This window comes from Prosthecobacter fusiformis (genome assembly GCF_004364345.1).
GTDB classification, from domain to species: domain Bacteria; phylum Verrucomicrobiota; class Verrucomicrobiia; order Verrucomicrobiales; family Verrucomicrobiaceae; genus Prosthecobacter; species Prosthecobacter fusiformis.
The window spans coordinates 1-13450 of the sequence record NZ_SOCA01000008.1 but is presented as its reverse complement, the minus strand read 5'-3'; the positions used below and the strand labels follow the sequence as shown (position 1 = coordinate 13450).

General features: G+C 56.8%; 10 protein-coding genes and 1 pseudogene. 7 read left to right on the top strand and 4 right to left on the bottom strand.

Going from position 1 to position 13450, the window contains the following annotated elements; genetic code table 11:
• Positions 1 to 114: 114 nt before the first annotated feature.
• Complete coding sequence (locus EI77_RS17340; protein WP_133796565.1) at positions 115 to 3405, bottom strand: PAS domain S-box protein; 3291 nt, start codon at positions 3403 to 3405, stop codon at positions 115 to 117.
• Between the two features lie 174 nt (positions 3406 to 3579).
• Positions 3580 to 5595 (bottom strand): hybrid sensor histidine kinase/response regulator, encoded by a 2016-nt coding sequence (locus tag EI77_RS17335; RefSeq protein WP_133796564.1) that lies wholly within the window; start codon positions 5593 to 5595, stop codon positions 3580 to 3582.
• A 353-nt stretch (positions 5596 to 5948) separates the two neighbouring features.
• Between EI77_RS17335 and rplM the strand changes: the two genes are divergently transcribed.
• The 3 genes from rplM to EI77_RS17320 all read left to right on the top strand — a co-directional run bounded on the left by rplM (position 5949) and on the right by EI77_RS17320 (position 7734).
• Entirely contained in the window at positions 5949 to 6386 is a 438-nt protein-coding gene (gene rplM, locus EI77_RS17330) for a 50S ribosomal protein L13 (protein ID WP_133796563.1), read from the top strand.
• Between the two features lie 25 nt (positions 6387 to 6411).
• The gene (gene rpsI, locus EI77_RS17325) at positions 6412 to 6804 is read left to right on the top strand and encodes a 30S ribosomal protein S9 (protein WP_133796562.1); all 393 of its coding nucleotides are present in this window, start codon (positions 6412 to 6414) and stop codon (positions 6802 to 6804) included.
• Between the two features lie 135 nt (positions 6805 to 6939).
• On the top strand, positions 6940 to 7734 hold the full coding sequence (locus tag EI77_RS17320; RefSeq protein WP_133796561.1) for a CE1 family esterase: 795 nt from the start codon (positions 6940 to 6942) through the stop codon (positions 7732 to 7734).
• A gap of 747 nt (positions 7735 to 8481) precedes the next feature.
• On the opposite strand, the gene EI77_RS17315 is transcribed toward EI77_RS17320, so the two are convergent.
• Positions 8482 to 9495, bottom strand: coding sequence for a zinc-binding alcohol dehydrogenase family protein (locus EI77_RS17315; protein WP_133796560.1), 1014 nt, complete (start codon positions 9493 to 9495; stop codon positions 8482 to 8484).
• A 112-nt stretch (positions 9496 to 9607) separates the two neighbouring features.
• On the bottom strand, positions 9608 to 9937 hold the full coding sequence (locus tag EI77_RS17310) for a nuclear transport factor 2 family protein (protein ID WP_133796559.1): 330 nt from the start codon (positions 9935 to 9937) through the stop codon (positions 9608 to 9610).
• Positions 9938 to 10223: 286 nt separating this feature from the next.
• On the opposite strand from EI77_RS17310, the gene EI77_RS17305 reads away from it, so the two are divergent.
• From EI77_RS17305 to EI77_RS17290, 4 genes and pseudogenes are all read left to right on the top strand, one after another.
• A complete protein-coding gene (locus tag EI77_RS17305) occupies positions 10224 to 11339 on the top strand; it encodes an alpha/beta hydrolase (RefSeq protein WP_208300398.1) in 1116 nt (371 codons plus the stop codon).
• 148 nt (positions 11340 to 11487) lie between these two features.
• Complete coding sequence (locus EI77_RS17300) at positions 11488 to 11985, top strand: VOC family protein (RefSeq protein WP_133796558.1); 498 nt, start codon at positions 11488 to 11490, stop codon at positions 11983 to 11985.
• Between the two features lie 69 nt (positions 11986 to 12054).
• Positions 12055 to 12921, top strand: coding sequence for a pirin family protein (locus EI77_RS17295; protein WP_133796557.1), 867 nt, complete (start codon positions 12055 to 12057; stop codon positions 12919 to 12921).
• A gap of 241 nt (positions 12922 to 13162) precedes the next feature.
• Positions 13163 to 13450: pseudogene (locus EI77_RS17290) on the top strand (ammonium transporter); the annotation flags it as partial.

Here is a 13450-nt window from a genome sequence, read left to right as displayed (position 1 = left end):
TCAAACAATCCTGGTGAAAATTGCATGTCATTTACGGGTTATTCACGGATTTTAACTTCCTTTAAATAAAGGACTGTTGGCAATCAATCGTGCCAGTGGCGAGCAAGAGGCTTTTTAGGGATCCTTGGCGAGGGCATCCCGTACATTGAGGAGGAGTGTCCGGGCTGTATAAGGCTTCATGATGAAATGATGCACGCCTTCTTTAGCGGCATTGGCGACCATACTTCCGGCACCCAGGCCACTGGCGGCGATGATTTTCACCTGTGGGTTCATGCGTTTCAAAATGCGGATCAGGGTAGCCCCATCCATGACGGGCATCATCATATCCGTCAAGACGAGGGAGATGTCCTGCAGGTTGGTGGCATACACGGCGGTGCCTTCTGAGCCGTCCCCGGCGAGGAGCACCCGGTAGCCAAAGGATTCCAATGTCTGTCGCGTGATCTGGCGCACCGCATCCTCATCATCCACCAGGAGGATAAGCTCCCCCTTCCCACGCGGCAGCTCCTCGGGCACTGTATCTGCGGTGCTTTCGCTAGTTTCTTTGTACGCGGGGAGATAAACATGGAAGCGCGTACCTGTGCCCGGCTCGCTATACACACGGACGAATCCCCCGTGGCTTTTCACAATGGCCAGGGTGGTGGAAAGGCCGAGGCCGGTGCCTTTGCCGAGTTCCTTCGTTGTAAAGAAGGGTTCGAAAATCCGCTCCACCACGTCTTGCGGCATGCCCTCGCCGGTATCCTCCACCAGGATCCGCACATAGTCGCCCGGCTTGGACTCGATGTTCATGGCGGCATAGTTTTCATCCAGGTGGACGTTTTTGGCAGCGAGCTTGAGCGTGCCGCCATGGGGCATCGCATCCCGGGCATTCACGCACAGATTGATCAGTACTTGATGCAACTGGGTAGGGTCTCCGCGCACGATGGAGATGTCCGGGGGGATGTGACACTGGACCTGGATGTTTTTGAGGAAGGTCTCGTTGCAGATTTTTTCGACTTCCCGGAGGAGAGGTTCCACCTGGAGATCCAGTTGCAGACCTTCCACACCACGGGCGAAGCTGAGCACCTGCCGGACCATGTTTGAGCCGCGCTGGGTACTCTGCTCGATGGTATTGAGTACCTTGAGGCGTGAGGGATCTGTTTCATTGAGCTTTAGCAGCTCAATGGACATCAGGATGGGCGTCAGGGCATTGTTGAGGTCATGGGCGATGCCTCCAGCGAGGGTGCCGATGCTCTCCATACGCTGGGCGCGGAGGAACTGCTGCTGGAGGGTCCTGCGCTCCGTGATGTCTGTGGCGATGCCGGCCAGACGGAGCAGGCGGCCTGCGGAATCGCGAATCTGAAATCCGCGGTCATGGATCCAGCGGATGCTGCCATCTGGCTGGTGGATGCGGTACTCGCAGGAGACTTTGGGGGCGTCCGTATGCAGGGTGGCAAAGAGAGTACTCACACGCTCCTGATCTTCTGGGACGATGGATTCTAACCACTGGTTTGGATTAGAGCACAGGCTTTCGGGTGACCGGCCCCAGATCTGCTGATAAGCGGCACTGATGAAGTGGACAGACTGCGAGTCGGCGGAGGTGATCCAGAAGACATCCGTCATGTTATCCACGAGCTGGCGGAATTTATCCTCACTGTCCCGGCGGGCCTCTTCCGCCCGCTGGCTTTCGGTGATGTCGTGGGCCGTACCGACCATGCGCAGTGGCTGGCCGCTGGCTTCATCTGTAAAAAGCTGGGCAGTCTCATGCACCACCCGGATTTCTCCACTGGGGCGGATGAGCCTGTGCACCACGGAGTACGGTCTGCGTTCTTGGATAGCAGACCGGATGGTCTCACGGATGATCTGATGATCCTCTGGATGGGCCAGTTGAAAAAACAAATCGTTGCTCACTTCCACACCGCCCGGCTCATAACCAGCGATGCGGTACATTTCATCCGACCAGCGCAGGGGATTGGCGTCGATGTCTTCAGCCTGGGCCAAATCCAACTCCCAACTGCCAAAATGGGCGATGCTCTGAGCCAGGGCCATGTTGGACTCGCTGACCCGCAGTTTCTTTTCCGTTTGCAAACGCTGCTGCTCCTTTCGCAGCGTCTGGATGGCAAAGGAAAGATCCTGGGCGACGGTGACCATGAGGCGAATTTCATCCTCTTCAAAATACCCGGCTTCATCGGCAAAAATGACGAGCGCTCCCATCGTGGAGTCTCCCATTTTCAGAGGAAAGGAGGCTGTCGCTAGATAGCCATGCCTGAGGGCGACCTCACGCCACGGTGCCATTCGTGGGTCTGTGGCGAAGTCGTTACAAACATCGTAAGTGCCCGTGCGGATAGAAGTGCCGATGGTGCCTCTGCCATGGGGCTCATCTTTGGAAGTGATGATTAAATCGGTCAGGTAATCTCCGGTCTCTCCATGGCTGGCGACAGTGTGCAACTCGCCACTGGTGGGCTCCACTTCTATCACCATGGCCATCTTGAGCTGCCCGTCCTCCACCAGGATGCGGCAGGCTTCTTGATGGAGAGTCTGGAGATCCCCCGTGCGGACGATGGCCTCCGCGACTTTGCTGAGGACGCCGTATAGACGGTTCAGACGCTGAAGACGAAATTCCGCGAGCTTGCGCGGGGTGATGTCTTTAAAGACTGAAATGAAATATTTTTCAGTGGCCGTGGCATCATCGGACAAGGTGACGACGAGATTGATCCAGATAAGGCTGCCGTCTTTTCTGCGGTAGCGTTTCTCTGTGGAAAAGACGCGGATCTCCCCGGCCACTAAGGCCTGGCGTGCTGACTCACTGTCCGCCAGCTCTTCCGGTAGAGTGAGCTGGTGGAATTTCATTTCCAACAGTTCATCCTCCGCATAACCAGTGATGTTGCAGAGCGTTTCGTTAACCCTCAAGAACCTGCCATCCATGGCGACATGGGCGATGCCGATAGCGGACTGCTCAAAAGTGGCGCGGAATCTTTCCTCACTCACCTTCAGTTTTTCTTCGGCCAGTCTGCGCTCGGTCACATCGATGTGCATGACCACTGCCCCTTTGAAACTGCGGCTGTTCAGCGGAGTGACCAGCAACTGAAACCACCTTTTTTCAGTGAGGGAATGGCAGGGGTATTCCAGGCTGTATTCCATGGATTCACCATTGAGCACGCGGCGAATACCTTCGGCTGGCTGCAACTCAACTGGGGGCAGTTCGCCACAGCTCCCAGCAGTGATTTTTAAATAGCTTTGACCAATCCCGAAATTTGGGTCCTGGAGAGAATTTGCTTTGGCAAAGCGCCTCCACGCTTCATTAACGGCGAGAATGACTCCCGCACTATTTAACAGAGCAATGTGAGCGGGAATCGAATCCAACACGGCCTCCTGCCACTCCATCTGAAGAGGCATGGGGGAACTTGGATTGACGATAGGGGAGTTCACAAGGGAAAGGATCGGAGAAATGATTTCATTTGAAACCAAACGAAGTGACGTGCATGCAGCCCCCCTGTGCAACCTGCATGATGCGGCCAATATTGTCCTTTCTTGTAGGACGTTATAACGGGTGCCAGCGCCGAAGTCTGCCTGGAAACAAGGGCTGTGCTGTGTGGGCAGGGATCAGGCGGCCTCCGACAATACGCTGTGAACGGTATTCAGAAGTATTTCAGCAGTGTAGGGCTTAGGAATGAAATGATTGACACCCCCGGCGGTGGCTCTGGCCAGCATGCTGTGGGCATTGAGGCCGCTGGCGGCGATGATCTTCACCTTTGGATTCATGCGCTTAATCACCCGGATGACAGCGGGGCCGTCCATTTCCGGCATCATCATGTCCGTGATGACGGCGGTAATCTCCTGATGGCGGCTGGCATAAATGGCGATGGCTTCGGAACCATCCGCTGCCAGGAGTACACGATAGCCGAAGGCCAAAAGAGTCTGCTGGGTGATCTGGCGGACGGCACTTTCATCATCCACGACGAGGATGCATTCGCCGTGGCCGCGTGGCAGTTCCGCCTCCGGCATGGGCACAGAGACGGCAGCCTCATTGGGTGCGGCAGGCAGGTAAACACGAAAGCGGGTGCCGTGGCCGGGCTCACTGTGGACACGGATGAATCCACCGTGGCTTTTGATGATGGCGAGTGTGGTGGACAGGCCCAGGCCGGTGCCTTTTCCCAGCTCCTTGGTGGTGAAAAAGGGCTCAAAGATGCGTTCCTGGATTTCGGGTTTCATGCCGATGCCGGTATCCTCCACCTGGATGCGTACATAAGGCCCTTTTTGGGCCTCCATATTGGCGGCTTCATAGGCCGCATCCAGGTTCACATTTTTGGCCGTGATGGTCAGCCTGCCGCCGTGCGCCATGGCATCCCGCGCATTCACACAAAGGTTGATCAGCACCTGATGGAGCTGGGTGGGGTCTCCCTCCACATGCCAGAGGTCTGCCGCTATGTCGCTGCGGATTTCGATGCTCTTATTGAAGGTCTCCTGAGAGATTTTTTCGATCTCGCGCAGCAATTGGGAGGTTTCGATATTCATCTGCTGGGTCTCCAGCCCACGCGCGAAGGAAAGGACCTGCTTCACCATGTCTGCCCCGCGCTGAGCACTGGCCTCGATGGTCGTCAAAATATTAAGCCGCGTGCGGTCCCGCTCGTCCATTTTAAGCAGCTCGATGGACATCATGATGGGGGCCAGGACGTTGTTGAGGTCATGGGCGATGCCGCCGGCCAGCGTGCCGATGCTTTCCATGCGCTGAGCGCGGAGGAACTGCTGCTCCATCCTTTTGCGCTCGCTGATGTCTGTATTGATGGAGAGGATGTACTTGGGCTTTCCCTGGTCATCCTTCACGAGTGTCCAGCGGCTCTCGACGGTGAGCGGGCTGCCGGTTTTACTGACCTGCTTCAGCTCTCCGGTCCATTCCCCCTCTGCCAGAGTGCGGGCCAGCGAGGAGAAAAAAGCGTCCGTATCATCATAGATGAGCTCATGGATGCTGCGGCCTGCGGCCTCCTGGGCGCTCCAGCCATAAAGCCGCTCGGCACTGCGGTTCCAGTAGAGGATGCGGTGATGGAGATCCCTCACCAGGATGGCATCCTGCGCCTTGTCCAGCAGGGTGGCCTGCTCCCGCAGGACGGTCTCATTTTCTTTCAGGGTCTGTACCTGCTTGCGGAACTGCATCTGGCGCATGACCTGGCGGCTGAGCACTGCCAGGGCATTTTGCTGGCGCGCTGTGAGCTGGCGGGGCACCCGGTCAATGACGCAGAGGGTGCCGAGGGCTGAACCACTATCACTCAGCAGCGGAGCTCCGGCATAAAAGCGGATGTGGGGATCCCCCTGCACCAGCGGGTTTTGTGAGAAACGTGGGTCGATACCTGCGTCCGGGACGATGAACAGCCCCTGCCCACAAATGGAGTAGGAGCAGAAGGCCACCTCGCGTGGGGTCTCATGTACATTCACTCCGAGGCGGGATTTGAACCACTGCCGAGTCTCATCCACGAGGGTGATGAGGGCGATAGGGGTCCCGCAAATCTCTGCAGCCAGGGCAGTGATTTCATCGAACTCCCCCTCTGTTGGAGTGTCCAGGATGGCTTGTTCATGCAAAGCGGCGAGCCTTTCCTGCTCATCAAAGGGGACGGGGGGAGTCATGAATTTCACGGGAGAAATGGCACTGAGAGAATCAAAACATCTTATTTTAGCATAAATGAGAAGATCCACAGAAATTTCATAATTTTAATAAATAAAATGAGTCGTCCATGGAGCGAGGAAAAAGGTGCAAGAGAAGCTTTCTTTTCGCTTCCGCCCCAGTTATGAGGGAAGGGTACCCCGATCCAACGGGGAGGAAAAAACGGTCTGCGCGGCCTTTTGGATGGATCTGAAAACAGATTCTCTCTGAATAAGACCGAGTTTCCGTTTGACACTTGGCGAGAAACTTTTACTCTCGCGGCCCTCATTTTAACGCGGCGGCTCGTTGCCATTCACCGCGCTTTCACAAGAACCTTATGAAGACATTCTCTGCCAAAGCCCACGACATGAACCGCCAATGGTGGGTCATTGACGCCAAGGACCAAGTCCTGGGCCAGGTCGCCGTGGCCGCCGCTAACCTGATCCGTGGCAAGACCCGCCCTACATTCACCCCCCATGTGGACACGGGTGATTTCGTCGTCGTCATCAATGCTGACAAAGTCCGCGTGACGGGTAAAAAAGAGCAGCAGAAGACTTACACCAGCAAGCGTGGTGGCTTCATCGGTAACCAGAAGGTGGAGACGGTGGAAAAAGTCCGCCAGCGCCGCCCTATTCTCCTCGTGCACCGCGCTGTCAAAGGCATGGTCCCCCACAACCGCCTGGGCAACGCTATCATCACCAAGCTGAAAGTGTACGCCGGTGAAGAGCATCCTCACGTTGCTCAGAACCCAAAGCCATTCACAGTGGTCGCCTAATTTCAGCCTCTAAGATTCACGTTACATGAGCAAGCCCATCACCAACGCCACTGGCCGCCGCAAGACCGCCATCGCCCGCGTGCACATCCTGGCCGGTTCCGGATCCATCACGGTCAACGGTCGCGACTTCGAAGAATACTTCCCGACTGTCGCCCTGCAGAACCAGATCCTGACCCCCCTGGCCCTGACTAACACACGTCAGCAGTTCGATTTCAATGTCAACGCCTGCGGCGGTGGCATCACCGGTCAGGTCGGCGCAGTCAAGCTGGGCATCTCCCGCGCATTGATCACTGTGAATCCTGAGCATCGTGGCATTCTCAAGAAGGCTGGCCTTCTGACCCGTGACTCCCGTGCTAAAGAGCGTAAGAAGCCAGGTCGCCCAGGTGCCCGCAAGCGCTTCCAGTTCTCCAAGCGTTAACCGCTGGCGTTCGTTGTTTCGTTGTTTTGTTTTCAAAAGCCCCGCTGCAAAGCGGGGCTTTTTTGTGGTTGTGTGAAGCAGCGGAACTGAATTTTGAGGTGCAACCCGTGCGCCTGGGCGGTGTTCCATGGTTGCATGAACCGGGTATTTTCCTTTCTCATTCTATTAACGGCCGCTGCCAGCCTCCATGCAGCCGAGTCTTTGCAGTCCAGAACCTGGATGGTGGATGAAGTCAATCGTGAGGCGCTGCTCTATGTCCCGCCGCAGGCATTGAGGGAACCCTCCCCCTTGATCTTTGCTTTTCATGGCCATGGCGGAAACATGCGAAACGCTTCCCGGATGTTTCCTTTCCCGTCCCTATGGCCGGAGGCGGTGGTGGTTTACATGCAGGGGCTGAATACGCCGGGGCAATTGACAGATCCTCAAGGGAAAAAGCCCGGCTGGCAGTCTGGACCAGGGGCGATGGAAGACCGCGATCTAAAATTCTTCGATGCCGTTTTAGCCAGTCTGAAGGCGGATTTGAAGGTGGATGAGCGGCGCATTTATTCGACGGGGCATTCCAACGGGGGCGGCTTCACCTACCTGCTCTGGGGGACGCGTGGCGATGTATTCGCTGCCGTGGCTCCTTCAGCCTCGGCAGCACCCAAAGTGATGTCACTGCTCAAGCCAAAACCGGTCATGCACATCGCGGGGGAGAATGATCCGCTAGTGAAGTTCACCTGGCAGAAGGCGACGATCGAAGTGCTGAAACGTCTGAATGAATGCGCTGCCGGGCAGACCTGGGAGGCGGATGACCGGTGCACCATTTACCCATCCACTCGGGGAAATCCAGTCGTCACCGCCTTGCATCCGGGAGGGCATGAATTCCGCAAGGACACCTCGCCAATCATCGTGAAGTTCTTCAAAGCGCACACGAAAGCTGCACCATAATAGACAGCTTGGCCCTCTCTGCTCCTCCGCCCCTCTGCGGGTAAGGCGGGCATTAAACATCGATCGATTCACCGCAAAGAGGCCAAGGGGCAGAGCAGGCAGAGAGATGAAGGAAGAATACTCATCAATTGGCCATTCGTAGCGTGGAGCCAGAAAGTGATGCGGGCACTCCTGCCTGCATGCTTGAGGGGGGCTTTTTAACCTCCGTGCCTAACAAAAAATTAGCCCTCTCTGCTCCTCCGCCCCTCTGCGGCTAAGTCGAGCGTCAAACATCCATCGCTTCATCTGCACGACCGCTCAAGGTGTCAGCGTATAAGCTGCGGTGAAGCCGAAGGCACCTGATAAGGCGATGATGAGGACGAGGTCAAAAATCATGGTCAGGAAAACTGGAGAAGTGTCGCAGTTGGTCGCCGTTCCGGCCTGCGGAGTGGTTATGAAAGATCTCCCGAATCCATCAAACCACTCCGACAGGCCCGGAGCGACGAAAGTCTAAAAATTTGCACCAGTCGCTTGCCCCCGTTTGCTCTTGCTCTCACGGACAGCGAATCAAACTAAGGGGGCGACCAGTAATTGCTAATTAGTGCATAGACAGTGCCAAAGGAGAGCGATTGGCGTAACATGTTCAGCGTGAGATTCTTGCGAATTTCATCTGAGTCTGGCAGGGTTGCAAACAGCTGCGTTTTGCAATCAAATCCGCTGGTTAGACTTGCGATTTGCAGGAAGGCAGCGGTGGTGAATCAGTCAGGTTTAAAAGCCCGCCAACACCACCTTGCCAATGCTACGGCCACTTTCGATAAGCGCATGGGCCTGGCGTAATTGCGCGGCATTGATCGGGCTGAGGTCCGTTTTTAAAGTGGTCTGGATCTGGCCTGCATCCGCCAAGCGTGACACTTCGATGAGAAGCTCTCCCTGCTTGCCCATATCCGGCGTCTGATAACGGGCGCGGGTGAACATGAACTCCCAGTGCAGGGAGATGCTCTTGGCCTTGAGCTTTGTCAGTTCCAGAGGCCGGGCCGGATTTTCGATGAGGGCGATGGCGCTCTGCGGGGCCATGGCTTCGATGATTTCATCGTAGTGATCTTCCGTTTTCGTCAGCGCCAGCACATGGGTCAGTCCATCCGGCACCAGGGCTTTGATCTGGGCGGCCAGTGGCTGGCCATGATCAATCACATGATGGGCACCCATCTGCAGGCACCAGGCCTGAGTCTCTGGGCGTGAAGCGGTGGCGATGACGGTTAAAGCGGTGAGCTGTCTGGCTAGCTGGATGGCGATGGAGCCGACTCCGCCTGCCCCGCCGACGATGAGGATGGCGCCCGGCTCCGTGGCGCTGATGCGCATGCGATCAAACATCATTTCCCAGGCGGTGATGGTGGTGAGCGGCAGTGCGGCAGCTTCCGCAAAGCTCAGCGTTTTTGGCTTTTTACCGACCAGTCTTTCATCCACGCATTGCAGCTCTGCATAGGAGCCTGGGCGGTCCACGTCACCTGCATAATAGACCTCATCCCCAGGGGCAAAAAGCGTCACTTCATCCCCCACGGCTTTGACGATCCCGGCGGCGTCCCAACCCAGGATTTTCAGTGCCTGGCCAGGGCTCACGGGTCCGCCGCCACCACGGATTTTGGTATCCACCGGATTCACCGAGATGGCCCGCACTTCCACGAACAGATCACGAGGCCCCGGAACAGGTTCAGCGAGGGTCACATCGACGAGGCTTTCAGGATCTTGGCAGGGCAGGGATTGGTGGAAGCTGATGGCTTTCATGGTTGAGTGAACGATGGCGATGAGGGGTGACGATGCAACGGATTCAGCGGCATTCAGCCGTCGTAGTCAGGTGCATCGTCAGAGCCACCGGCGGGACTTTTATTCCCGGTTCTCAGGGGGCGATCTGCAATTCCGTGATCAGATCATCCGCGATGGTCAGGTGATGCTTCAGCACGATGGGGCTGCCATCAAATGAGCCCGAAACCTCGCCAGCAAAGACAGTGCTGGGGCCAGCCGTCAGCACATCTCGCAATTCCACCTTGGGGGAATAGCTGGACCAGGCTTTTTCAATCCAGGCCTGGATCTCCGGGTGGCCCTGGTGGGTGTGTCCTTCATCATGGACGATGGCGGCCGGTGTGAACAAGGTGACAAAGGCGGCACCATCCTGGGCGTTCATGGCTTCAATAAAACGGGTGATCACTGGAGTGGGTTCGGTATTCATCTTTTTGGTTATTCCTAAGCTGAGTGAGAGGATGCCAGAGGCGCCTGACAATCCTATGTCAGGAGGGTTTGGTTTATATTTTTGAAGAAACACATCTCTGCCGCTGCCTGGATAAAATCGGGGATGGCACACCTGTCGCGCCTAATAAGATTCATCCCGCAGGCGCATTGCATGCAACCGCTTTCCGACACACCGCCGAACACCTTTGTCTTCAGCGGTCAACCGAGCGGGTGCTTCATGTTGAAAGGACACCGCAAGCCGTTGGAAAACGAAACTTCACTCTGACATGAAAAACTTCACACGCTCATCCATCCCCCGCATTGCCAAGGGGGCGGCAGGCATCGCTGCCATGCTTCTCACCTGCGGCTCCTTGACTGCGCAGACCGAAACCCCGGCAGCCTCTGTGGCGGTGCCAAACCCCCAGATGCAGGCCGTTCTCGATGAGCTGACCGCGCTCAATCCCAAGCCGCTGGAAACACTGACTCCAGCGGAGGCACGTAAGCAGCCCGGCCCTGCGGATGCTGTCGCCAGCCTCATCAAAAAACGTGACATTAAGGCTCCTGAAGAAGTGGCCGATGTGGAAAATGAAACCTTCAAGTATGGGGATGTGGATGTGAAGGTGCGCATCTATACCCCTGCTGGTGAGGGCCCTTTTCCCATGGTGCTATACATCCATGGGGGCGGCTGGGTCATTGCTGATCTGGATACGTATGATGCCACCCCACGCGCGCTCTGCAATGCTGGCGGGATGGTGGTGGTCTCCACGCATTATCGGCAGGCCCCGGAGCATAAGTTTCCGGCGGCGCATGATGATGTCTTTGCCGCGTATCAATGGCTGCTGAAAAATGCCAAGGAGCTAAACGGGGATGCGTCCCGCGTCGCCGTGGTAGGTGAAAGTGCTGGTGGCAATCTGGCAGCGGGGGTCAGCCTCATGGCCGCCCGCCAGGGCCTGCCATTGCCCCGGCACCAAGTGCTGGTCTATCCGGTGACAGATGCAACCACCATGGACACGCCCTCCTATCGTGAACACGCCAATGCCAAGCCCCTAAACTTGCCGATGATGCAGTGGTTCGCCAAGCACACGCTGGCCAGCCCTGCGGATGCGAAGGATCCCCTGCTTTCCATTGCCCTGGCCGGTGCCGCTTTGAAAAGCTGCCCACCCACCACCATCATCACCGCCGATATCGACCCTCTGCGCTCCGATGGTGAAAAGCTGGCCGCAGCACTGAAGGAACAAGGCGTGACCGTCACCCTCAAAAACTACGAAGGTGTGACCCACGAATTTTTCGGCATGGCTGCTGTGGTGGACTCTGCTCGTGCGGCTATCAGCTTCGCCTCCAATCAGCTCACCGCCGCCTTTGCTCAAAAGATGCTGCCCATCCGCAAAACAGCCGCTGAATAAGAAGCGACCGCACCAAACAGATTCGAAAAGACCCGCAGTGGCCGAACGGTGCTGCGGGTCTTTGTTTATATCCTAGACCAAAGCACAAACATGCTGAGGCCAAGGAACTGGCATTTTAGGGGAGTATAGAATGAGTCATGGTTGCAATATGATTCCTGAAGCAGCACCGGCCATTCATCCGCAAGTACGCATCGGTCATGTCCACCTGAAGGTGGCGGATCTGGAGCGGGCGCTGGAGTTTTATACAGGGGTGCTGGGGTTCACGCTGATGCAGCGTTATGGAAAAGACGCGGCGTTTATTTCGGCGGGCGGATATCACCATCACATCGGCCTGAATACCTGGGAGAGCCGCGGGGGGAAGCCGCCTGCGCCGGGGACGACGGGACTGTTTCACACGGCCATCCTTTACCCCACCCGCAGTGCCCTGGCGGATGCTCTGCGCCGATTGCAAAAGGCGGGCATCTCCCTGGATGGCGCAGCGGATCATGGCGTGAGCATGGCGCTGTATCTGCATGACCCGGACCAGAATGGTGTGGAGCTTTATTGGGACCGGCCAGAGGCTGAATGGCCCCGCCATGCCGATGGCAGCTTGGCCATGTTTACACGTGCTCTGGATCTACAGGCTCTGCTCCAGGCGAACGACTGAATTTTCAACCCCCTGTGCGGTCCGATGGCGGATGAATCCCCTCCAGACTGCGCTACCGATCTAAGAACTATGAAATCGATCCATCGTATCCAACACAGCTCCGCCATGCATTGGGTGGGCAACGGCTTTCCTGTGCGCTCCGTTTTTGACTACAACGGCCTGGGCCGGGAGCTGAGCCCGTTTCTTCTGCTTGATTATGCGGCCCCGCACGTCTTCCGCCCGGGAAAGGAAAAGCGCGGCGTGGGGGCGCATCCGCACAAGGGCTTTGAAACGGTGACCATCGTTTACCAAGGGGAACTGGAGCATCGTGATTCCAGCGGCGGCGGTGGCAAGATCGGCCCTGGGGATGTGCAATGGATGACGGCGGGGCGGGGGATCATCCATGAGGAGTTCCATTCAGCTGATTTTACCCGTCAGGGCGGCACGCTACAGATGGTGCAGCTTTGGGTGAATCTACGCTCTACGGACAAGGGTGCTCCTGCCCGCTACCAAACTTTGCTCAAAGAAAAAATCCCCTCCGTGGCGTTGCCGGACGGGGCGGGCAGCCTGCGGGTGATCGCCGGGGAATACGATGGCCACGCGGGCACTGCCCAGACGTTTTCCCCCATTCAGCTTTGGGATGTGACCCTTGGGGCGGGGAAGACGGTGACGCTGCCCGTGCCGGATGGCCATACGACCGCCCTGCTGCTGCTGGCGGGAGAGATCTTGGTCAACGATGAAGGCCAGGCTGAGGAGGGAGATCTGGTCATGTTTAAAAAGGAGGGAAACAGCATCCATATCCATGCCCGTGCGGAAACTCATTTTCTGGTCATGGACGGCGAGCCGCTGAACGAGCCCGTGGTGGGGCATGGTCCCTTCGTTATGAATACGGATGAGGAGATCGAGCAGGCATTCGAGGAATTTCAGAAGGGGCAGATGGGTGTATTGGATGGATGACCTGTTTCAGAATCTTCATGTGCGCACTGTGTTGGTCTAAAAAGGCTTGTGGATCAAGGGGTTATGAATAAATGAAGGCTTGGCATGAATGGTGCTTCCGTTTGATTTTTGATGGCTCAGCGGATCCAACCGCATCCGCTAACCTTCAACATATAACCAACCACTTATGATTCCGGTCACCCGCTCTTGGCGCACCTTTGTGTGCGGTCTCGCTGTCACTACTCTTTTTTCCCTGGGCCATATGGTAGCTCAGGAGACTGCCGCCCCAGAAGCCCCAGCGCCAGCCGCTGAAGCTCCGGCTGCTGAACCCGCCGCTCCAACGGTTGAGCAGCGGATCTTTGACTTGGAAAAATACGTCACCAACGGCCAGGCCGGTAAAGACGGTGATGTCGAGTGGAAGTCCAACATCGCAGGCCCTGGCCCTGGCCATAACGCCTGGCAGATGACGAGCACTGCCCTGGTCATTTTCATGACCCTTCCTGGCTTGGCTCTTTTCTACGGTGGTCTGGTGCGCAAAAAGAACGTCCTT

Coding starts and splice junctions, on each gene's coding strand:
- EI77_RS17335 (WP_133796564.1), bottom strand. CDS start 5,595: ATGACTCCCCCCGTCCCCTTTGATGAGCAGGAAAGGCTCGCCGCTTTG.
- rplM (WP_133796563.1), top strand. CDS start 5,949: ATGAAGACATTCTCTGCCAAAGCCCACGACATGAACCGCCAATGGTGG.
- rpsI (WP_133796562.1), top strand. CDS start 6,412: ATGAGCAAGCCCATCACCAACGCCACTGGCCGCCGCAAGACCGCCATC.
- EI77_RS17320 (WP_133796561.1), top strand. CDS start 6,940: ATGAACCGGGTATTTTCCTTTCTCATTCTATTAACGGCCGCTGCCAGC.
- EI77_RS17315 (WP_133796560.1), bottom strand. CDS start 9,495: ATGAAAGCCATCAGCTTCCACCAATCCCTGCCCTGCCAAGATCCTGAA.
- EI77_RS17310 (WP_133796559.1), bottom strand. CDS start 9,937: ATGAATACCGAACCCACTCCAGTGATCACCCGTTTTATTGAAGCCATG.
- EI77_RS17305 (WP_208300398.1), top strand. CDS start 10,224: ATGAAAAACTTCACACGCTCATCCATCCCCCGCATTGCCAAGGGGGCG.
- EI77_RS17300 (WP_133796558.1), top strand. CDS start 11,488: ATGATTCCTGAAGCAGCACCGGCCATTCATCCGCAAGTACGCATCGGT.
- EI77_RS17295 (WP_133796557.1), top strand. CDS start 12,055: ATGAAATCGATCCATCGTATCCAACACAGCTCCGCCATGCATTGGGTG.